18 protein-coding genes are annotated in these 20,412 nt (G+C 63.0%); 10 read left to right on the forward strand and 8 right to left on the reverse strand.

Translation table 11 applies throughout. The features are described from left to right. Nucleotides 1–25 precede the first annotated feature (25 nt). The gene (locus U5A89_RS07995; RefSeq protein ID WP_338160646.1) at nt 26–697 is read left to right on the forward strand and encodes an isochorismatase family protein; all 672 of its coding nucleotides are present in this window, start codon (nt 26–28) and stop codon (nt 695–697) included. Nucleotides 698–862: 165 nt separating this feature from the next. On the opposite strand, the gene U5A89_RS08000 is transcribed toward U5A89_RS07995, so the two are convergent. After that, nucleotides 863–1,114, reverse strand: coding sequence for a hypothetical protein (locus U5A89_RS08000; RefSeq protein ID WP_338160647.1), 252 nt, complete (start codon nt 1,112–1,114; stop codon nt 863–865). 88 nt (nt 1,115–1,202) lie between these two features. On the opposite strand from U5A89_RS08000, the gene U5A89_RS08005 reads away from it, so the two are divergent. Next, nucleotides 1,203–2,084 carry a LysR family transcriptional regulator gene (locus U5A89_RS08005; RefSeq protein WP_338160648.1) on the forward strand — a complete coding sequence of 294 codons (882 nt, stop codon included), beginning with the start codon at nt 1,203–1,205 and terminating at the stop codon, nt 2,082–2,084. A gap of 547 nt (nt 2,085–2,631) precedes the next feature. Here the strand turns inward: U5A89_RS08005 and U5A89_RS08010 are convergent. From U5A89_RS08010 to U5A89_RS08030, 5 genes are all read right to left on the reverse strand, one after another. After that, nucleotides 2,632–3,522 carry a LysR family transcriptional regulator gene (locus U5A89_RS08010; protein ID WP_338160649.1) on the reverse strand — a complete coding sequence of 297 codons (891 nt, stop codon included), beginning with the start codon at nt 3,520–3,522 and terminating at the stop codon, nt 2,632–2,634. Between the two features lie 162 nt (nt 3,523–3,684). Further along, the gene (locus U5A89_RS08015) at nt 3,685–4,002 is read right to left on the reverse strand and encodes a hypothetical protein (protein ID WP_338160650.1); all 318 of its coding nucleotides are present in this window, start codon (nt 4,000–4,002) and stop codon (nt 3,685–3,687) included. A gap of 47 nt (nt 4,003–4,049) precedes the next feature. Then, entirely contained in the window at nt 4,050–4,514 is a 465-nt protein-coding gene (locus tag U5A89_RS08020; protein ID WP_338160651.1) for a nuclear transport factor 2 family protein, read from the reverse strand. 211 nt (nt 4,515–4,725) lie between these two features. Then, nucleotides 4,726–6,795 (reverse strand): FAD-binding oxidoreductase, encoded by a 2,070-nt coding sequence (locus U5A89_RS08025; RefSeq protein WP_338160652.1) that lies wholly within the window; start codon nt 6,793–6,795, stop codon nt 4,726–4,728. Between the two features lie 68 nt (nt 6,796–6,863). Beyond that, nucleotides 6,864–7,505 carry a glutathione S-transferase family protein gene (locus U5A89_RS08030; protein WP_338160653.1) on the reverse strand — a complete coding sequence of 214 codons (642 nt, stop codon included), beginning with the start codon at nt 7,503–7,505 and terminating at the stop codon, nt 6,864–6,866. A gap of 328 nt (nt 7,506–7,833) precedes the next feature. Here U5A89_RS08030 and U5A89_RS08035 point away from each other — a divergent pair, with 328 nt between their 5' ends. Beyond that, on the forward strand, nt 7,834–10,659 hold the full coding sequence (locus tag U5A89_RS08035) for a TonB-dependent receptor domain-containing protein (RefSeq protein WP_338160654.1): 2,826 nt from the start codon (nt 7,834–7,836) through the stop codon (nt 10,657–10,659). 101 nt (nt 10,660–10,760) lie between these two features. Here U5A89_RS08035 and U5A89_RS08040 read toward each other — a convergent pair whose 3' ends face one another. Beyond that, the gene (locus tag U5A89_RS08040) at nt 10,761–11,027 is read right to left on the reverse strand and encodes a hypothetical protein (RefSeq protein ID WP_338160655.1); all 267 of its coding nucleotides are present in this window, start codon (nt 11,025–11,027) and stop codon (nt 10,761–10,763) included. Nucleotides 11,028–11,222: 195 nt separating this feature from the next. On the opposite strand from U5A89_RS08040, the gene U5A89_RS08045 reads away from it, so the two are divergent. Then, nucleotides 11,223–11,999, forward strand: coding sequence for an SDR family NAD(P)-dependent oxidoreductase (locus tag U5A89_RS08045; RefSeq protein WP_338160656.1), 777 nt, complete (start codon nt 11,223–11,225; stop codon nt 11,997–11,999). A gap of 252 nt (nt 12,000–12,251) precedes the next feature. On the opposite strand, the gene U5A89_RS08050 is transcribed toward U5A89_RS08045, so the two are convergent. Beyond that, on the reverse strand, nt 12,252–12,554 hold the full coding sequence (locus U5A89_RS08050; RefSeq protein WP_338160657.1) for a hypothetical protein: 303 nt from the start codon (nt 12,552–12,554) through the stop codon (nt 12,252–12,254). A gap of 209 nt (nt 12,555–12,763) precedes the next feature. Between U5A89_RS08050 and U5A89_RS08055 the strand changes: the two genes are divergently transcribed. From U5A89_RS08055 to U5A89_RS08080, 6 genes are all read left to right on the forward strand, one after another. After that, nucleotides 12,764–14,494, forward strand: a complete 1,731-nt coding sequence (locus tag U5A89_RS08055; RefSeq protein WP_338162976.1) for a cellulase family glycosylhydrolase — start codon at nt 12,764–12,766, stop codon at nt 14,492–14,494. A 138-nt stretch (nt 14,495–14,632) separates the two neighbouring features. Beyond that, entirely contained in the window at nt 14,633–15,475 is an 843-nt protein-coding gene (locus U5A89_RS08060) for a DUF3667 domain-containing protein (RefSeq protein WP_338160658.1), read from the forward strand. 16 nt (nt 15,476–15,491) lie between these two features. Further along, nucleotides 15,492–17,129 carry a TPM domain-containing protein gene (locus U5A89_RS08065; protein ID WP_338160659.1) on the forward strand — a complete coding sequence of 546 codons (1,638 nt, stop codon included), beginning with the start codon at nt 15,492–15,494 and terminating at the stop codon, nt 17,127–17,129. A gap of 70 nt (nt 17,130–17,199) precedes the next feature. Next, the gene (locus U5A89_RS08070) at nt 17,200–18,192 is read left to right on the forward strand and encodes a threonine ammonia-lyase (protein WP_338160660.1); all 993 of its coding nucleotides are present in this window, start codon (nt 17,200–17,202) and stop codon (nt 18,190–18,192) included. Further along, nucleotides 18,189–19,085: a LysR family transcriptional regulator gene (locus U5A89_RS08075; protein WP_338160661.1), complete on the forward strand. Its 897-nt coding sequence runs from the start codon at nt 18,189–18,191 to the stop codon at nt 19,083–19,085. Before U5A89_RS08070 ends, U5A89_RS08075 begins: the two co-directional genes overlap by 4 nt. 81 nt (nt 19,086–19,166) lie before the next feature. Further along, a complete protein-coding gene (locus U5A89_RS08080) occupies nt 19,167–20,402 on the forward strand; it encodes an amidohydrolase family protein (RefSeq protein ID WP_338160662.1) in 1,236 nt (411 codons plus the stop codon). The last annotated feature ends 10 nt before the right edge of the window (nt 20,403–20,412 follow it).

Consider the following 20,412-nt stretch of genomic DNA (forward strand, 5'->3'; position numbering starts at 1 on the left):
TCGTCATGAAAGGGAACCGTATCTGGTGTCGGTCGATCACATGATCGAGTGGCACCAGATGAAGGAATTGACGATGTCCTATGACCGCCTGACTGCAGACAACGCTGCCGTGCTTTTCGTGGACCACCAGACCGGCCTTGCCAATGGGGTCCAGACGCAGAGCCCTCCCGAATTCGTCAACAATGTGAAGGCGCTCGTCACGATAGCGCAGATCTACAAGCTGCCGACGGTGATCACCACCAGCGCCGCCGACGGTCCCAATGGGCCGGTCATGCCGGTCGTGGCGCAAGGTCTGCCGGACGCGACGATCGTCGCGCGGCCCGGCGAGATCAACGCCTGGGACAATGCCGAGTTCGTTGCGGCTGTCGAAAAGACCGGGCGCAAGAAGCTGCTTGTTGCTGGCATCTCGACCGAGGTTTGTCTTGCCTTCGTGGCGCTGTCTGCCAAGCAGGCCGGCTATGATGTTTACGCCGTGCTTGATGCGTCGGGCACATGGGACAAGCGCGTCGAGGCTGCGGCGATCGCGCGCATGGTCCAGGTCGGCGTCGTGCCGATCACCTGGGTCGGTGTCGGCGCGGAGCTGATGGGTGACTGGCGCTCGCCGACAGGAGAAGCGCACGGGAAGCTGATGGCCGACCATCTGCCCTTTGCAGGCAACAACATGGCAGGCTATCTGGCCGCGAAGGGCCTTGCATGACGTGATCAGGCTGATCGAGGCTTGCTGTCATGATGAGGGCGTCGATCGCACCAGCGGTCGGCGCCCTTCATTTGCGAGGATTGGCCGATGGACGTCCCTGCGCGGCAGTCACCTGAGAAAACGAGGCCGCATCCATGCAGATCGGAGCGTGGCTGGTTCCGGTCATCACCGGCGAACGGATCGTCCCGTCAGTCCGCAACCAAACAATATTGTGGAAGTGGCTCTGGCAATGACATGGCCCGGCTGGATCAGCGCAAGGTCGATCCGCCCGATCGCGCCGATTCCGCTATCGCCGCCCTTGAAGGCGGTCCCCGGATATAAAATCTCGACGCTGAAGCCGCGTTTCCAGTTGCCGCATTTGACGGAGGAATGGATTTTGATCGGGGTGATGATGGTGGCTCCTGATGCCTCCTCCATGGATCGTTCACGGCAGAGGTGGCGTTGCTGAATTAAGTCCGGTAGGCATCGCCAAGGGGAAGCTGCGTTCGGCAAAGAGGAACATCTCATGGAGATCGAGGATCTGCGGACATTCGTCGAAGTGGCCGATGCGGGCGGTGTCTCGCCGGCGGCGCGGCGGCTTGGGCTTGCCAAATCCATCGTCAGCCGTCGGCTGTCGCGGCTGGAGGACGAACTGGGTGTGCAGTTGCTCGCCCGGACGACGCGCGGCGCAGCGCTTACCGAGGCGGGCATCATCTTCCGCGAGCGTGCCGCGCGCATCTGCGCCGATCTGGAGGCCGCCCGAGACGAAATCCTGCCGACGGGCGACCTCAGGGGCCGGCTCAGGCTCGCGGCGCCCTCGTCATTCGGCGCGGAATATTTCGCGCCCGCGCTGGCCGAACTTGCGCGCCGTCATCCCCTGCTTCACGTGCAGTCCTTGTTCAGCGACCGCTATGTCGATCTGGTCAGCGAAGGGTTCGATTGCGGCATCCGTGTCGGCTACCTGCCCGACTCGAACTTGGTGGCGCGCAAGATCGGCAGCTTCCCGGTCCGCCTGTTCGCTAGCGCCGGCTATCTTGAAAAGTATGGAGCGCCGGCGGCGCCGGAGAATGTGATCGAACACGCTGCCGTGATGATCGGATCGGAAAGCTGGAAGTTCAGCCGGAACGGCAAGACCGTCCAGGTGCACCCGCACGGCAGGTTCAAGTCCGACAGCGCCGCCACCATCGCGGAGGCAACGGCCGCCAGCATCGGCATAGCGGCTTTGCCGGATGCGATCGCCGCACGCTACGTGGAAGACAGGCAACTCACGCCCATCATGGAAGACTGGTCGCTACCGTCGGTCGGAGTTTATGTCGTGCGGCCCCCCGGGCAGCATCTGCCGCGCAAGGTCCGGGTGTTGACGGACCTGCTGCTCGAACGGTTCGGCGCCTCTGCAAAGGGAGAATAGCCAGCCCGTATGACGCGTTGGACATGAGGGCGGCGGCTGCCGAGTTCGCCTTCCCATTCCACCCCGATCTTGCCGAAATGACTGGAGGATTGCTGGAAGCGGAAGGCTTTGGCCATTTCGATCAGTGGAAAGCGCCGGTCGATCTGCGCGCTCGGTCCATGCCAGAGTGTCCAACGTCGCGTGCGAACCTATGGTCCAGGCCTTCATATCTGCTCCTTACTCGTGACATGCGGCACCTTGAGCAGGCTTGCGGGCCGGTCGTCGCTGATGCCGCTCAGCGCGGCGGCGTCGCAATCAGATTGTCGCCAGTGTCCAGCACGGCCTGCGCCAGCCCGCGTCCGAAGCCGCGCGAGCTTCCTATTATCAGCCAGGTTTTGGTCATTGTCCTTAGTCTCTTCCTGCAGCCGCTGCGGGGGCCGTCGTCGCCAGCCCATGTCGGGATGTAAAATGGCGCGCTCAAGCCGTGCGCGAAGGAACCCTCCGTTCTTCCTTGCGCAGCGCCGTGCGCCTGTTCTGAACAGGCGCGGCTATGGAAACGCGCGCCGGGTCAGTTCAGCAGCCGGTTTTCGCGGAGCCGCGAGACGGCCAGGTCGACAAAGGCCCGGACCTTGGCAGGCGCGTGGCGCCCCTCGGGATGGATGACGTGGATCGGGAGCGCCGGCTCCTCATGATCGGCGAGCACGATCTGAAGTTCGCCTGCCACTAGCGCCGGACCGATCTGATAGTGCAGCACGCGTGTCAGGCCCCAGCCATCCTTCGCGGTGGCGATCGCGGCTTCGTTGGTATTGCATTGTAGGGCAGCGTCGATCGTGATCCGCTGGTCGCCAGCGAAGCGCCATTCGGGCGACGCCCACGCGCTGGTCGCCGCCGCGATCCGATGGTCTTTCAGCGCCGCAGGCGTGGAGGGCACGCCATGCTTCTCGAAATAGGCAGGCGATCCGCAGACCACGCGGCGGACCGAACCGACCTTGATCGCCGTGAAGCCGGAGTCGGGCAGATGCCCGATGCGGATGGCGACATCGACGCCTTCCTCGACGATGTTGACGGGACGGTCGATGAAGAAGGTCCGGCCGCTCATCGTCGGGTAGCTATCGAGATATTCGGTCATGACCGGAAGCACATACATCTGGCCGAATATCACCGACGCGGTGACGGCGAGCGTCCCTGCCGGCGTCGCATAGGAGCCAGCGGCGGCGGCCTCGGCCTCGGCGATATCGGCGAGGATGCGCCGGCAGTCCTCGAAGTAGCGCGCGCCGGCCTCGGTCATCTTCACCGACCGCGTCGTGCGGACGAACAGGCGCGCGCCGATCATCTCTTCCAGCGAGGCGACGGCGCGGGTCACCGCAGGCGCGCTCATGTGCATGAGACGCGCGGTTTCCGCGAAGCTTTCCGTTTCAGCGACCTTCGCGAAGATCCGCATCGCCTGCCATCGATCCATTCGTCCCCCTCTTCCAGCAATGCGATCGCGCGGTCATGATCGGATTTCTGGCCGTTCAACCGCCGCCTGTCGAGAAGAAGCACCAGAACAGTGCCAATTGATAGCGGCAGGCGGCCGGTGTCGTCGGGGGACGACCGCGATCGCTCGTTTAGCCATGGCCGTTCATCCCCGTGTCTGACAATAGGCCACTGCGATAGTTTGGATTTCGCAGCAGGCCTCCTCATCGATGCCGGCCTGGATCGCGCGCGATCGCGCATGGGCATGATCGCCGCGTCCGGCTGCCAGAGCGAGTTCAAGCGCCCGGGCGCCGCACGCGTCGAAGCTCCGCCCTTCGCGTGCGGCCTCGATCTCAGCGCCGCACATGCCGATCCGTGCGGCGGCATCGTCCTGCTGGCGGATCAGGGCGGGCGCGCCCCGACCCGCCGTAAGCGCCATCTCGATCGACAGGCGCGTGCGGGCGTCGAGTTTGGAGATTTGCATGGGCAGGTCATCCTCGCATGGGTGGGACATGGACGCAGCCTGGCCGGTCAGAAGCCGAAATCGCTGAGACCCGGATGATCGTCGGGGCGCCGCCCGAGCGGCCAGCGGAACTTGCGATCTTCCTCGCGGATCGGATGTTCGTTGATGCTGGCGTGGCGGTGCGCCATCAGGCCGTCCTCGGCGAACTCCCAATTCTCGTTGCCATAGGCGCGGAACCACTGACCGCTGTCATCGCGATATTCATAGGCATAGCGGACCGCAATGCGATTGCCGGTGAAGGCCCACAGCTCCTTGATGAGCCGGTATTCCAGCTCCTTGTTCCACTTGCGGGTGAGGAAGGCCTGCGCTTCTTCGCGGTTGGTCGCGAACTCGGCGCGGTTACGCCAGCGGGTGTCGAGCGTGTAGGCAAGCGCGACCTTCGCCGGGTCGCGGCTGTTCCAGCCATCTTCGGCCAATCGCACCTTCTCAGTGGCGCTGTCGCGGGTGAAGGGTGGGACGGGCGGACGGCTCATGATGATCTCCTGTTGCGTGAGTTCGAGAAAGAGACGGGCGGGAGGTCGGGGAGGGGTTTGGCCACCCGCCGCCACCTCATGCCGCCCGGCGATCGACCTGGAGGAACAAAGGCGGGCTGCCTTCGATACGCAGATGATGGGGCATTGGCGGGTAGCGATGAATGCCGAAAATTCGGAAAAGATTATTCCACTTCAAGGATGCAATGGCCCGTTACAGCTCCAGTTGAACCCGATCCTCCTCGGCCGACTGCTGCTGCGCAGGCACCGCGCTGCAAATCAGCACCTCATCGTTGGCCAAGCTGATACCCGGCTGGTGGATATGGGTCACGGCACCGCGCAGCAACTTCGTTTTACACGTTCCGCACGTACCCTCGCGGCAACTGAACGCTGGCGACAGGCCGCGCGCCTCGGCAAGGTCCAGAAGCGTTCCCGAGTCAGGCGTCCAGCGCGCTTCCTTGGCCGATGCCATGAAGGCGACAGGAACGGGCTTCGTCGATGCAGGCCGCATCGGCGTTTGAGCCGCACGCCCCAGATCGGGCGAACGCATCAGCGACGACGGGCCGAAGGCCTCGGCATGGATACGCGCATCTGCGATATTCATGCTGCGCAGACCGTCATAGAGCGTCTGGGTGAAAGCGGGTGGGCCGCACAGATAGAAGTCATAATCGTTGAACGGCAGGAAGCGGGTGAGCAGGGCCATGTCGATCCGGCCCACCGCCTCATAATCAGCGCCTTCAGCGGCGTCCGTGGGGTCGCTGATCACCCGGACGACCTTCACGGCATTGGAGGAGGCCTCGACCAATGCCGCCAGTTCGGGGCCGAATGGCCGCTCCGCCTTGGTCCGGGCGGCGTGGAACAGAGTGGTGGCGCGGATCCGCTGTTTGCGCACGCCCTCATAGACGACGTGCCGCAGCATCGCGAGCAGCGGCGTGATGCCCACCCCGCCCGCCAGCAGGACGGCGGGGCGCGTCTCGCGGGCGTCGATGGTAAAGTCGCCGGCGGGGGCGCGCGCCTCGATCACATCGCCGATCCGGATGCTGTCGTGCAGATGGCTTGAGACAGCACCCTTGCGCTTGACGCTGATGCGATAGATGCCGTCGGACGGAGCGACCGAGAGCGTGTAGGTGCGGATGACGGGCTTGTCCTCGCCGAGAAGGGTCAGACGGATCGGGAGATGCTGTCCCGCCTGGTGCGGCAGCAGACCGGCTCCGTCATCGGGCTGGAGGTGAAAGGAACGGATCGCGCTGCTCTCATCGACGATCTTCGTCACCTTGAGCGGGCGCCAGCGGGCTGACAACTCGGCCGCGCGGAGACGGTTGACCGCTTCGTCCCAATCGCCTGTCATCAGCGAACTGGGCGACCAAGGCTCCGCTTGCATCGTCCAGCGCAAGGCGAGCGCGCCGCGCCGGCGCACGATCGTCTGCGCCCGGAACGTCCAGAGTCGCTCCGCACCCTGAAAGGCGGCGATCTCGGGACCGTCGAAGATCAGGTCGGCCGTGCCCGTCATCTGGAGCATGTCGCCGCTCTCATAATCGACGAAGAGCAATCCGGCCCGACCATTGAGCAGGATGTTGCCGAGGGTGTTGAAGAACAGATTGCCGTCGAAATCGGGAATGGTGAGGGTGCCATCGTCGGCGATGCGGACGAACCCGGCCTTGCCACCACGGTGGGAGACGTCGACCTGCCGGCGATCGTCGCGGTCGGCATAGGAGGCGACGAAAAAACTGTCCGCGTCGGCGATCATCGCCCGGGCGGGGGCGTCGAGCGCGGTCAGGGTTTCCACGTCGCCGGGATAGGGCGTGCCGGGATCGCGCGCATGGCTGACATCGCGAAGCTGGATGTAGCGCGGGCAGTTGCCGAAACTCTGGTCGACATCGACCCGGAAGCCCTGTGCGGCCTCACCGACGACGCCGTTCATGCGGTTTCGCCTGCGCGTGTGCATCTCGATGCCGAGCAGCCCGATGGGCTTACCCGGTTGCAGGCCCGAAGCGGCGGGATCGGTCGGGTCCGCGCTGGCGTCGATTTCGAGCGTGGTGGGGTCGGGAGAGGTGATGAATCCGGCGCGCCCCTCAATGAACGTCGCCCAGGGCGCTCCTGCCGCATCGACACTGCCCAGGACGATGAACAGGAGCTGCGCGTAGAAGGCACGGTGCTGATCGGGCATATGGTCGCGGATGACCCGCTGGCCGACCGACGCCATGCGCTCCGCCACGCCGAGCTTTTCCTGGATGAAGCGCTCACCCTCATGCCAGACCGGAAGCTTGGTTAGGTTCGCCGTCATCTATCTCGTCCCTCTGTCAGGGGTCTGGCGGGCGCACCATGGCGGTACGCCCGCTTGGGGCAGCATGATCAGGCCGCCAGGCCGACTGGGGTCTGCACGAAGGGCACGAAGCTCGGGAGCGCTTCGACCCGGCGCAGGAAGGCGTTCACCTTCGGGTAGGCCGCTAGATCGACATTGCCCTCCGGCGCGCGGGCGACATAGCTGTAGATCGCGACGTCGGCGATCGTCGGTTGCGCGCCCGCCAGCCAGTCGGTCCCCTCCAGATGGGCTTCCAGACGGCCGAGCAATGTGTGAGCGCGGCCGATCACCTCGTCGGCGTCGAACCCGGCGCCGAACACGGTGATGAGCCGGGCCGCGGCCGGACCATAGGCGACCTCACCGGCCGCGACGGATAGCCAGCGCTGGACGGCTGCGGCGCCCTGCGAATCTTCGGGCAGCCAGTCGCTGCGACCCGCCTTCTTAGCGAGATAGACCAGGATCGCGTTGGAGTCCGCGACGACCACATCGTCATCCTCAAGGACCGGCACCTGACCGAAGGGATTGAGCGCGAGAAATTCGGGGCGCTTGTGCGCCCCAGCCTTGAGGTCGACTTCGACCAGTTCGTGGGGAATATCGAGCAGTGAAGCGAGCAGCACGGCGCGGTGCGAGTGACCCGACAGAGGATGATGGTGAAGCTTCATGGCGAAATCCTGCTTGATGGTCGGGTCCATTCCCGATCCGCAGCGCCATTGTGCTTCGATACTGACCGAGCGAGAATGACTCGTCTCGGCACTTCATTATTCCGCCCAATGTAATGATGGGGTAGCCTGGAGGCGTTGAGTTCGATGGCTGCTGTTGCCGAGAGCAGCCGTTTCGGTATCGCGGTGCATCGAACGGCTTGGTCGACACTCTACCGACGCTTAATCGACGTTTATGTTGCGATCGAGCAACATGTCGCAATAAAAAGGCAAATCTGGTGCGACGCGCGAGAAGCGCAATTGCCAGTCCGAAGCAGACTCGCAACACTCCCCTAGGGAACGATGGTCAGGGGTGAAAATCATGCGGTTAAAAAATGCGTTATATTGCGGCGTCATGCTGTCCGTATTGGGCGTGGCTTCACCCGCATTGGCTCAGTCCACCGCTCCGCAGGCTGATGACGGAGGCGCGATCATCGTCACTGGTTCGCGCATCCGCCGCGATCCCACCGAACAGGACAAACCGATCGTCACAGTCGATCAGGAATTGATTGCGCGGACCGGCCTGTCTTCTATCGCCGACGTGCTGCAACGTATCCCGAGCGCTGCGGGCGGCCTGAACACCAAGACCAATAATGCCGGCAATATCGGCGGGCCGCCCGATGGCACCGGTGTGAGTTCAGGTTCGGCCGAAATCGACCTGCGCTATTTGGGTGCCAAGCGGACGCTCGTGCTGGTCGATGGTATGCGCTACGTCAACGGTTCGGCGGCTGGCGGCATCCCGGCCTCCGTCGATCTCAACACTATTCCGCAGAGCATGATCGAGCGCGTGGAAGTGCTGCAATCGGGCGCGTCCCCCCTCTATGGTTCGGACGCCGTCGCTGGCGTCGTAAATATCATCACGCGCCAGTCGCAAAAGGGGCTGGATATGTCGGCCCAGTTCGGCACCTATCGTCAGGGCGACGGGCACACCTACGACATCAACGCCAGCTACGGTATCCAGTCCGATCGCGTATCGATCGTCTTCGGCGGCAATTATGTGAAGCAGGAGGGCGTCAGCACCGCCGACCGTTCGATTTCGCAATGGCCGGCGGCGGGCGGGACGAGTTGCGCCGACGGCGGCTGTTCCAGCGCCACGCCCAATGGCCGCTACGATGTGCTGGGACGCAGTCTCACGCTCGGCAGCCCGATCATCGGCCGCGCGCCGGTGGCAAGCGACTACCGCAACTATAATTCGTCAACCGACTCCTTCAATTTCGCGCCCTATAATTATCTGCTGACGCCATCGGAACGCTACGGCGCGTTCCTGAACGGCAAGTTCGACTTCTCCGACGCCGTCAGCCTGCGCACGCGACTGGTGTACCAACATCGTGAATCCACGACGCAAGCGGCCTTCCTACCCCTGTTCATTGGTCCCGATGCGGGCAACGGCAATCTGCTCGACACCATATCGGTCGATGCGAGCAATCCCTACAACCCGTTCGGTGTCACTCTGTCATCGGGTGCCGACGGCACGCCCGCCAATTATTCCACCATCCGCCGCCGCTTCGTGGAGGGCGGACCGCGCATTTTCAGCCAGCAAGTCGATACGCTGACAATGGCGGCGACGCTGGAAGGCACCTTCGATGTCGGTGATCGTAAATGGTATTGGGACGTCAACGGCAGTTACGGCACCAATAATGCGCATCAGACCTTCACTGGCAACCTCAACGCTGCAAAGCTTGCCCAGGCGCTGGGTCCAGTCGGTAATTGCACCGGCGACTGCGTGCCGTTCAACATCTTTGGCGGCGCCGGGTCGATCACCCAGGCGATGCTCGACTATGTAACTTTCGACCAACGTGACCGCAGCGAACAGGAATTGTGGGACGTCACCGCCAACCTGTCAGGCGACTTGTTCGAATTGCCCGCGGGCGCCGTCGGCTTCGCGGTCGGCTATGAACATCGCGATCAGCAGGCGTCCTATACGCCAGATCCGATCATTACCGCGGGCCTCGGCGCGGACGTGCCGACCAGCCCAGCCCGCGGCGGCTTCAATGTCGATGAATTTTACGGCGAACTGCGCATCCCGATCCTGTCCGACACGCCCTTCTTCCAGAAGCTGGAACTGGACGGGGCAGTGCGCCATTCCAACTATTCCAGCTTCGGCAGCAACACGACCTACACCGTTTCGGGCCTGTGGAAGCCGACCCGCGACCTGTTGCTCCGGGGCGGCTACGCCGAAAGCCTGCGCGCACCCAGCATCGGCGAACTTTATGCCGGGCGATCGCGCACCGATGCGACGATCGATGATCCTTGCACCAACGTTGCGGGCAGCGCCTGGCAGACAAACGCAACCGTCCGAACTAACTGCATCGCCAACGGCGTGCCGGCCAATGGCAGCTATGCCGAACCGCAGGGCGGCCAGCTTGGTGTCTTTTCGCAGGGATTTACCGGCCTCAAGCCGGAAACGTCCAAGACCTGGACCGCAGGCGGCGTGTACAGCCCGGCCTGGGCGCGCGACAGCTTCGCCAGTGCGTTCAGCATCGAGGTCAACTATTACACGATCACGCTGAAGAACGCGATCGACTCCGTGCCCGCAACGCTGACGCTTCAACGCTGCGCGTTCGAGGCGGACCCGATCAGTTGCGCCGCGATCACGCGCACCGGCAGTGGTGCAGTTGCTGGCATCAACGGCGTGCTCCAGAACCTTAACGCCATTGAAACCGACGGCATCGACGGCACGCTGAACTACCGTTCTAAGATGGTCGGAAACGGCTCGATCGGCCTTAACGTTAACGCAGCCTATCTACTGAAATATAATATCAAGCCGCCAGCCGATCTGGGCGCCCCAACGATCAAATGTGCCGGTACCGAGCGCTGTGGATCAAGCGACCAAGCCTATCCGCACTTCAAGGCGAACGCGACGATCGACTATTCTACAGAGGCTTATGGCTTGTCCTTCACCGGACGTTACCTCAGTAAGGTCACCGAGGGCGACGGCAACGTCATGAAGGCCACCTTCTATGGCGACATCCAGGCCTATTTCTCCCCCGGTTGGATGGATCATCGCGCCCGCTTTACGATTGGCGTCAACAATCTGTTCGACAAGGATCCGCCGCTTTGTGGCACCTGCGATGGCGCGAATTTCGACACGACCAGCTATGACGTGCCGGGCCAATTTGGCTATCTGCGCCTGTCTTATAAAATGTAGACGATTCAGCGCTGGGTTGTGCTCACCATCATGTGCGGTGGCAGGACGGATGTGTCCGATCAGATCCGGCCGCCGCTGGACTTAATGCGCAGACCATCACCCTAGTTGGGGATGTGGTTGCAGGCCAGGTAGGGACGATCGCCAGCCACATCATCGTCGCCCTCGATATCGAAGCGTTGGCCGACGCCTTGGTGTTCGCGTCGAAGGGTGGCCCCGATCCTGCGCGCGCGTGTAGCGTTGATGGGCGGATTTTCCTTATCGCGCAGGTCGGAGATCCATAGGCAGCACATGATCGGCTGCAGCTTTGAGCATGGTTTCCGGATCGGCTTTATTGAAAGGCTGTCGGCCTTCCCCTTGACGCTGCGCAAAGGTTCGGTCTAGCGCTACATTGGTGCGGCAAATGCGCAGCATTTATGCAGTGGCTGCGTTGCGTAAAGGGACGAGGACAGGGATCATTCTGCTATGGCAGTTGCGCTGGAACGGGCCGCACATCATGCGTTGCATACAGGCTGGGACACAGTGCCCGACCATCGATTTACGCACATAGGACTAAGGAAAATGGCATGAGAGAGAGACTGAAGGGCCGCCGCATCATCATATTCGGCAGCGCCACGGGGATCGGCGCGGCAACGGTGAAACGCTTGGCGGAAGAAGGCGCACGCGTCTGCGCGGCCGACATCAATATCGACGGCGCGACGCAGGTCGCGGCCGATGCTGGCGGGGAAACATTCGCGGTCCATGTCGACATCGCGGACGAAGCGTCGGTCAACCAGGCCGTGGCGGCTGCGGTCGATCGCTTCGGCGGCCTCGATGGCGCGCATATCAACGCCGCCGACTTGCGTGTTATCATGGAAGACAGCGATGCGCTCGCCATGGACCTCGCCGTGTTCGACCGCACCGTCGCGGTCAACCTGCGTGGGCATCTGCTTTGCACCCGCGCCGTGCTGCCCCATTTGACCAAGAATGACGCGTCGGCGATCGTCTACACCAGTTCAGGTTCGGCCCATGGCGCTGAGCCAACACGGCCGAGCTATGCGATGACGAAGGCGGGCATCAACGCGCTGATGCGCCATGTCGCTTCGCGCTGGGGCAGGGAAGGTGTCACCGCCAACGTGCTTGCCCCGGGCTTTACCGTCACTGGCGAGATGAAGACGGCAATGGAGGCCAATGCCGAAGAAGCTACCAAATGGGCGAAATATTTCATGGATCGCACGCCGCATACCCGGCTTGGCGAAGCGGAAGACCATGCCGGCGTCGTTGCGCTGTTGCTGTCCGAGGATGGCCGCTGGATCAACGGTACGATCATCGACGTCAACGGCGGCGCGCTGATGCGCGGCTGATTAGCACGGAGTTGGCGGCGGGCATCCATTGCGGATGCCCGCCGCTGGCTCAACCTTATAGGCTGGTTTCCGTTAGGCGAAATCGACGGTAACATCTGATCATCGATGCGCGGCATGTCGACTTCGACCAGCAGGTGCCGCTGCCGTTCAAGCGGTTGCCCAAATAGCCATCGATCCGATAACGCCGCCCCATTTCCTCGATCATGCGGGGCATAAATTCGAAATCATTAGGGCTGTAGGCGCAGGTCAGTGTCAGGTCGGGCGCGCTGCCATGGAACTTTGTGCTACCATCGGGGCGGCAGCGCCCATTCGAGATGCGCCGCCGTTACCGCCGCATTCATCGCATGTGGTCGATGCGGGCCAGCACGCAGAAACCATCATGCCAAACGCATCGTTCCTCTTGCCGACGCCCTTGCCCATGCCATGATCGGGCATGTCCAGTGATCGGCGTTCTGCACGAACTGTCGCTTCATCCCGAACATCCTTCTTTTTATTAGAACGATTACGTGCGAATAGACGATAGATAAACAGGATGAGGATCGATCGTGAAAGCACGCAATTATCATTTGCTCGTGCCGCTTGCGATGGCTTTAGCGAGCACGGCCTTGGCCGCGCCTGCCAATCAGCGCATCACGCAGCATGAGCGCTGGTTCGTTGACCCGGCTGGCCGCGTCGTCACGATCCATGGCGGCAATGTGACGCTGCCCGAATTTCACTCCGGCGGTTCCGATGATGAGCGTTGGCGGGCGCAAACGCCTGCACGCATGGCGGAACAGGGTTTCAATGGCGTTCGCCTGGTGATCTTTCTGTCCGGTTTGATGCCGCAACCGGGTGTCATCGATACGGCCTATCTGGACCGTATCGCAAAGGCTGTGGCCGCTTATAAGGCGGTCGGCATCTACACGATGATCGATTTCCATCAGGATGAATATGGCGCCCTTGTCGGGGTGCGCGGCTTGCCCGATTGGGCGGTTTTTGCCGACGGCAACCAGCGCATCCCCGGCCTCGAATTCCCGATGGGCTATTTCAAGGATCCGGCGGTCCAGCGAGCCTTTGATCATTTCTGGAAAAACCATCCTGTCCCGGGGATGGGCAAGGGCGTGCAGGATCTGTATGTGGAGGGGCTGGCGGCGGTTGCCCGCCGATTCCGCGACGAGTTGGCCGTGATCGGCATCGACGTGATGAACGAGCCTGCGACCGGCAGCCGCTGCGCCCAGCCCGATCCGGTTAAGGCCGATTGTCCGGAACTCGAACAGGAACTGCTCAAGCCCTTTTACGAAAGAGCATCCCGCGCGATCAATCAGGCCGCGCCGAAGATGATCGTGTTCGTAGAGCCGTTCATGCTTCAGGGTGCTCTGGGCACGCCGATCCATACGCCTGTTGCTGGGGCGCCGGGAACGCGCGGACTGTCCTTTCACAATTATGGACCCGTGAAGGCGGTGCGCGACCGCGTGAACGACGGAGCGCTCTCCCATGCGCAACGAAGCAAAGCCGCGATCATCAACACCGAATGGGGTTTCACCAACGATCCGGCGGAGATAGCAGGTCAGGCGGCCGATTTCGACGCGCGCCATATATCCTGGCTGGGATGGACGCGCGGCGCGTTCGAGGCTCTGTCGGACGCCGGATTGCCCGACCGGGGCAACGGCAATCGCGTTGCGCTCCTGCGTGCCTACGCCCGGCCCTATGCGCAAGTCACGGCGGGAACGCCGGTGGCCATGCATTTTGACAGTGACAAGGGCACGATGCGTTACAGCTATACGACAACCCTGTCTGCCGGCGGCGCGGCCAGGGGCGAGACAGAAATCCGTATTCCTGCCGTAAATTATCCCGCCGGATACAGCGTATCGGTCACGGGGGGGATAGTTCGTTCGGCACGGAACGCCCCATTGCTCAAGATCGCCAACAAACCGGGCGCTCGGGAAGTGACGGTCATGGTCAATCGTGAGGGCGAACTGCCGCCCTTGCCAGCCGGCAAGGTTGAGGCTGACCGCAGCGAGGCCGCCTTGCGCACGCTTCCACCGATCCCTGCCGGGCGCCTCACCCGCAACTCGCTTCTGGGACATATCGTCGTAACGCCAGGCGGTCGCGCGCTACTGGACCGCCAAGTGCCTGGCATGCTGGCAGGTCTGAGCCACGTTCACGGTTGGGAGAAGATGACGCTTGTGGGCATTCAGCAGTTCGCCAGCGGCACGTTGACCACAGCAAAGCTAAGCGAGATCGACACCGAACTTGCGACATTGACCGTGACGCCAGGGCCGACACAGACCGGAGAGCAGGGACGCCTCAGCATCGATTCCATTACCAGCGATCTGCTCGCCGATCCGCGTGCGCGCGCCATTCTCGACCGGGAGGCTCCCGGCTTGTCGACATCTTCCCAGCAAGGCCTGTTCCCGCAAACCCGGCTGCGGGCACTCCAGTCCGCCATGCCCGACATATTGACACAGGCCGCGCTCCATCGAATCGAGCAAGCACTCGCAGCGCTGCCCCAATAGCGGGACGCGTTACGGATAGGCTCCATGTAGAAGTGGGAGGCTCAGGCCGTTGACGCCCAATACCAGTTGCAACCCTAGGCCATGTCGATACGTTTCACAGGAGCGGCGCAATAAGGCGGTCAAGTCGAAGGGGATGCGATGCTCACTATCCGCCTGAGGATTGCCGACGCATTGGGCAGGAACGCGGGGATAGCGACGCCGATCCCCGATGGCCCTGTAACCGACGACTGGTTCGCGCAGGGGCTGTGCCGCAACTGTAGCGCACAGATGACGACGCCCTATTGCGGGCAGTGCGGGCAAAAGGCCGCGCAGCGTTTCGTCTGGCGCGATATCCGCAATGAAAGCTGGGACCGGCTGCGCCTGTTCGAAATCCAGTCCGTCCGTACATTACGCCATTTGCTACTGTCGCCTGGCAAGGTGGCCCGTGAATATGTGATGGGCCGCCGCGCCGCGCATATGCATCCGCTCAAGCTGCTGGTGGCGCTGGTCGCCATCCTCGTCCTGTTGCTCGCGGCCAATCAATATTTCGGCCATTATGCCTATGTCGGGCGCGACGCCGTGGTGGATCGCATGGCGCAGCAGGTCATGGCCTATGCCAATTGGAGTTTCTCGCTCGGCATCTTCGCCATCTTCGCGGGCGCATGGATCATACTGCGCCGCCGCCTTGGCTATAATATGGTCGAACTCGCGATTCTGGCGATCTATGTGCAATCGATCATCCTGACGCTGATCATGATCAACCTGCTGCCAACGCTGATCTGGCGCAGTCCCGACTTCATCCTGTGGCACAAGAGCGCATCGCAATATTATATACCGGTGATAAAGCTGATGATCGTTGCTGTGGCTTATCGCCAATTCTTTCTGCTCGATCTGAAATCGGACTGGCCGAAGCTGCTTTCGGCTTGCCTTATTTATGCGGCGATCAACTGGGCACTGCTGCGACTCTATGCGTTGATGATTTTCTGGCTGGTCAGCCGCTAAGGGAGGAGAGGCGCTTATGCGACGCATGGTCCTGGCATCGACAACGGCGGCGGCCGCCGCCCTCCTACTGAACGGATGCGACAAGAGCGGCGGCGATGGCGCGCTGTCGAGCGCGGACAAGGTCGAAGCCATCGCCTCAACCTTGCAGGCCTGTTCCTATGATGGCGAACCGGTCAAGGCGCAGGCGTCGGCGCTGTCCGGCGGTGCGCCGGAAGATTGCGCCAGCGCCGTGTCCCGGATCATGGGCTATACCGGCCTGCCCGCCAATTTCGTCGTCGTATCCGGGCCAGTGCCCAACGCCGCCGCCGTCATCCTGCTGGACGACAATCGGGTGCCGCGCCGGGTCATCGCCTTCAACCCGCAATTCATGAAGGCTGCCGAAGCGCAGGTCGGCGGCAGCCCATGGGGTCCGATCAGCATCATGGCGCATGAAATCGCGCATCATCTGTCGGGCCATACGATTGTACCGGGCGGCAGCCGTCCGGAAATCGAATTGGAAGCCGATAAATTCAGCGGCTATGTCCTGCAGAAGATGGGCGCGCCGCTCGCCTCCGCCCAGCAGATGATCTTGGCGGTCGGCTCCAGTCACGGCACGCCGACCCACCCGGCCAAGGACCAGCGGGCCGAGGCAATAAAGCAGGGCTGGGTCCAGTCCTGCACGCAGGCGGGCGGCACGGATTGCGGCCGTGGGACTGCCGCTGCGACAACGGGACCGGCATCTTCGCCCGGTGGACTGCCATCCACCGTCCCGCCCACATCGGCGCCCATCATCAACGCCTCCACGCCGGGCCGCGCCTTGCCCGATCCAGGGTCTATCCCATTCAAATATGGTCGGTTTATCGTTGATGAAACGGGCCGTCTCGATCCCGCGCGGGTCAAAACGATGGAGCAAAAACTCTACCGTCTGGCAAAGGATGTCGGCGTGGAGATGAGCTTCCTGGTGGTCAACGACCTGAAGGGCATGAGCGCCGACGACTATGCCTGGGCGATGATGCGCCAGCTGCGCATCGGCAAACTCGATGTGGGCAATGGCGCGGTGGTGGTGGTCGCTCCGCGGCAGGGGCAGGCGGCCGTCGCCTTCGGTCCGGGCCTGGCGAAGGAAGCCGAATTTTCCGATCCCAAGAAGCAGTTGCTGCAATGGATCGGGGCCGCTTGGCCCAATTGCGAGGATGCCGATGGCTGCGCGGGTTGGACCGACGCCCTGTTCACCATCTTCGACGGGACATTATTCTGGGCGGAGCGGAGCAAGTGGACGATCCAATATCAAACGCTCGGCGACCTGCTCACCCATTATAAGCAGGTTAATGACGAGCGGATGCGCACCAAGCGCCCGTTCAATTCCGATACCGACCAACCCAACGGCAACCTGATCCGCGTCACGGGACGCATCACCAATTTGAAGGCGCCGGTCGGCATCCGTCAGGCGAACGAGCGGCTGCTGGGCGGGAAGCTGGGCTATACCGCCGTTAGTATGACCACCGATGACGGCCATGATGTGGTGCTATATGTCTCGCCGCGCCTTGCACCCTTGATGCCGTCCGGTGCGATCAAGGCGGGCGCCAACTACACGATGGTCGGCCGTTTGCAGAGCACGGGCGACAAGGCCAGCAAGCAGGCCTCGTCCATGTGGCTGTTCAGCTATGATCCCATCTAGACCGGCCATGGTTGCGCTTCTCCTGGCCTTCGCCTGTCGCTAAAGCCTTGGGCTGCAGCAGGAGCAGCGCATGGATCACAGCCCCGTCATTACCATCGACGACATTATCGATGCCGCCCGCAGGATAGCCCCTGCCGCGGTGCGCACGCCGTTATTGGAAAATGCCGCGCTGAACGATCGGTGCGGCCGCCGCGTTTTGCTCAAATTCGAAGGGGCGCAGCATACCGGATCGTTCAAATTCCGCGGCGCTTATAACCGCCTAGTCCAACTCGATGCGCGAGAGCGCGCGGCAGGCGTCGTCGCCTGGTCGTCCGGTAATCATGCCCAGGGTGTGGCGGCGGCGGCGAAACGGCTGGGCATCGCCGCGACGATCGTGATGCCGACCGATGCTCCCGCCATTAAGATCGCCAATACGCGTGCGCTGGGTGCAGAGATCGTCACTTACGATCGCTACACCCAAAGCCGTGAGCAGATCGCGATCACGCTGTCGCAGGAGCGGGGCGCTACGCTGGTGCCGTCCTTCGATGACCCCTGGGTCATTGCGGGGCAGGGGACGGTGGGCCTCGAAATCCTGGAGCAGGCAGCGGAGGCGGGCGCGGACGTCGGACAAATTCTCATCTGTTGCGGCGGCGGCGGATTGACCGCGGGCATCGCGACGGCGGTGAAGGCGCGCGCGCCCGATGTCGCCCTCTATGCCGTCGAACCAGCGGGCTTCGACGACACGGCGCGCTCCCTCGCCAGCGGCGTGCGCGAAGATATATCCCCCGACGCGCGCAGCATCTGCGACGCATTGATGGCGCCCAGTCCAGGCGCGATGACCTTCCCGATCAATCAGTCGCTTCTGTCCGGCGGCCTGATCGTCACCGACGATCAGGTGCGCGATGCGATGCGCTTCGCTTTCTCGACGCTCAAGCTGGTGGTGGAGCCCGGCGGGGCGGTGGCGCTGGCGGCGATGCTCAGCGGCCTTGCGCCGCCGTGCGAGGGCGCCAGCGTCGTCATCCTGTCGGGCAGCAATGTCGATCCGGCCCTCTATGCCGCGATCATCGGCGAGCGCACGGCATGATCGATCCGCGCGCGCTTCGCACCTTCCTCGCCGTCTGTCGCGCTAACAGCATCAGCGGCGGCGCGCGGGCGCTCAACATTTCCCAACCGTCCGTATCCAACGCCATCGCGCTGCTCGAACAGTCGCTGGGCGTGTCGCTGTTCGAACGCTCGCGCAGCGGCATCCTGCTGACGCCGGAGGGGCAGGTGCTGCTACGCCGCGCCGAAGCGATGGACAGCCTGCTGGCGGATGTGCAGACGGAGGTGCAACTGGCCAGCCGCGGCATCACCGGCCCCTTGCGGATCGGCGGCACGCCCGGAGCGCTGGTCAGCCTGCTGCCCGATGCGGTGCGGCGGCTGGAAGCCAAGATCGGCCGTTTCGCGCTGCACGTTGTCGAACGGCCGGATCATGACCTGGCGGCGATGCTCCATCGTGGCGATATCGAACTCGCCTTCGTCACCACCGGCATCGAGGAACCCCCCAAAGGCATAGAAGAGCGCACTTTTTCGCGCGATCCCTTCGCCTTGATCGTCGGCAAGCAAAATGAGCATCTGCCCGCCAGCTTGCCGCTGCGCGATGCGGTCGCCATGCGCTGGGTTCTGCCCGAAGCGCGCGGCGCCTTTCGTCGGCAGATTGACGCGCTGTTCATGGCGGCGGACATCACCGTGCCGCAGGACGTCATCCGCTGCGATTCCCTGCTGACGACCAAGGCGATCGTGCGGGGCAGCGGGCGCGTCACTATCTTGCCGATGCAGGTTGCATCAGCCGAACTGTCGATCGGCGTCTTGCGCGCGATTACGATCCAGGAAGCCGCCTTTCCTCGCAGCATCGGCGTGCGGATGCTGGCGAACGGGCGGCTGTCGCGGCTGGGTGAGGCGCTGGTCGATGTGCTTATCCATAGTTCCAGACTATGATGTTGGCAAAAATCATTATTTTTCTTTGATTGCGAAGCGGCGCATAAGCATGGCCGACAAGAGCTTTCAGGAGAGACCAGCGTGCGGCAGATCATCCGCAATATCGCCATATTCGACGGGACGGGCAGCGCCCCGCGTCCTGGCGCGGTGGTGGTGGAAGGCGATGTCATCGCCGCCGTGCTGCATGACGCCGACGCCATCGACGCGGTCGATGCCGATGCGGTGATCGATGGTCAGGGCGGCACGCTGATACCCGGCATGGTCGACTCTCACACCCATCTGACCTGGGGCAGTTCGGTCGAAAAAATCTATCATCAATTCATCCTGCCGCCCGAAGAATTGAAGGTCGCGGCCTGGCGCAATGCCCGCGTGCTGCTCGACCATGGTTTCACCAGCGTCTATTCGGCCGGCGCGCTGGGCGACCAGATCGAACCGGAACTGGCTCGCGCGATTGAAGCGGGCGAAACCCCCGGACCGCGCCTCATCCCTTCGACCCTTGAGCGCAGCCCGGAAGGGGAAGAGGGCGTGGAAACCGGCGACGTGTTCAATGGTCGCGGCCCCGATGCCATGCGCGCCTTCGTCGCCTATTGCGCGGCGGAGGGGGTGAAATCCCTGAAACTGGTCATTTCGGGTGAGGATGCGCTCAAGCCCGGATCGTCCGGCGACATCCTCTATACCGATGAAGAAATGCTGGCGGCGGGCGAGGCCGCGAAGGAAGCGGGCCTTTGGATCGCGACCCATGCCTATTCGCCGCGCGCCGTACAGCTTGCGCTCGAAGCGGGCGCGCGCATCCTCTACCACTGCTCCTTTGCCGATGATGCGACCATCGACGCGATGGCAGCGAAGAAGGATGACATCTTCTACGCGCCCGGCCCCGGCGTGTCCGTCGCCGCTCTGGAAGCCTCGCCGCCGCCCCATATCGATATGCGGTCGATGAAGGCGAGCGCGGCCGAGCGGCTGGAACTGGAAGAGGCGCTGGTGCCAAAGCTCAAGGCGCGCGGCGTGCGCATCCTGCCCGGCGGTGACTATGGCTTCCCGTTCAATCCCCATGGTCGCAACGCCCGCGATCTGGAGCATTTCGTCACCTATTATGGCTTCACCCCGGCCGAGGCGCTCAGCGCCGCGACGATGCTGGGTGGGCAATTGATGGGACAGCGAATTGGACAGGTGAAGCCGGGCTATCTGGCCGACCTGCTGCTGATCGATGGCGACCCGACAAGCGATGTTCGCATCCTGCAAAATACCAATAATATCAAGATGATCATGCTGGGCGGGCGAATGCACAAATCCCCCGCAGTCCAGCCCGTGACCGCCTGACCGGAAAGAC

It is taken from the genome of Sphingobium sp. HWE2-09 (assembly GCF_035989265.1).
Taxonomy (GTDB): domain Bacteria; phylum Pseudomonadota; class Alphaproteobacteria; order Sphingomonadales; family Sphingomonadaceae; genus Sphingobium.

Excerpts from the sequence above, each read along its gene's own strand:
- U5A89_RS08000 (WP_338160647.1), bottom strand. The coding sequence starts at position 1,114 with ATGGAGGAGGCATCAGGAGCCACCATCATCACCCCGATCAAAATCCAT.
- U5A89_RS08005 (WP_338160648.1), top strand. The coding sequence starts at position 1,203 with ATGGAGATCGAGGATCTGCGGACATTCGTCGAAGTGGCCGATGCGGGC.
- U5A89_RS08010 (WP_338160649.1), bottom strand. The coding sequence starts at position 3,522 with ATGGATCGATGGCAGGCGATGCGGATCTTCGCGAAGGTCGCTGAAACG.
- U5A89_RS08015 (WP_338160650.1), bottom strand. The coding sequence starts at position 4,002 with ATGCAAATCTCCAAACTCGACGCCCGCACGCGCCTGTCGATCGAGATG.
- U5A89_RS08020 (WP_338160651.1), bottom strand. The coding sequence starts at position 4,514 with ATGAGCCGTCCGCCCGTCCCACCCTTCACCCGCGACAGCGCCACTGAG.
- U5A89_RS08025 (WP_338160652.1), bottom strand. The coding sequence starts at position 6,795 with ATGACGGCGAACCTAACCAAGCTTCCGGTCTGGCATGAGGGTGAGCGC.
- U5A89_RS08030 (WP_338160653.1), bottom strand. The coding sequence starts at position 7,505 with ATGGACCCGACCATCAAGCAGGATTTCGCCATGAAGCTTCACCATCAT.
- U5A89_RS08035 (WP_338160654.1), top strand. The coding sequence starts at position 7,834 with ATGCGGTTAAAAAATGCGTTATATTGCGGCGTCATGCTGTCCGTATTG.
- U5A89_RS08045 (WP_338160656.1), top strand. The coding sequence starts at position 11,223 with ATGAGAGAGAGACTGAAGGGCCGCCGCATCATCATATTCGGCAGCGCC.
- U5A89_RS08055 (WP_338162976.1), top strand. The coding sequence starts at position 12,764 with ATGGCGGAACAGGGTTTCAATGGCGTTCGCCTGGTGATCTTTCTGTCC.
- U5A89_RS08060 (WP_338160658.1), top strand. The coding sequence starts at position 14,633 with ATGCTCACTATCCGCCTGAGGATTGCCGACGCATTGGGCAGGAACGCG.
- U5A89_RS08065 (WP_338160659.1), top strand. The coding sequence starts at position 15,492 with ATGCGACGCATGGTCCTGGCATCGACAACGGCGGCGGCCGCCGCCCTC.
- U5A89_RS08070 (WP_338160660.1), top strand. The coding sequence starts at position 17,200 with ATGGATCACAGCCCCGTCATTACCATCGACGACATTATCGATGCCGCC.
- U5A89_RS08075 (WP_338160661.1), top strand. The coding sequence starts at position 18,189 with ATGATCGATCCGCGCGCGCTTCGCACCTTCCTCGCCGTCTGTCGCGCT.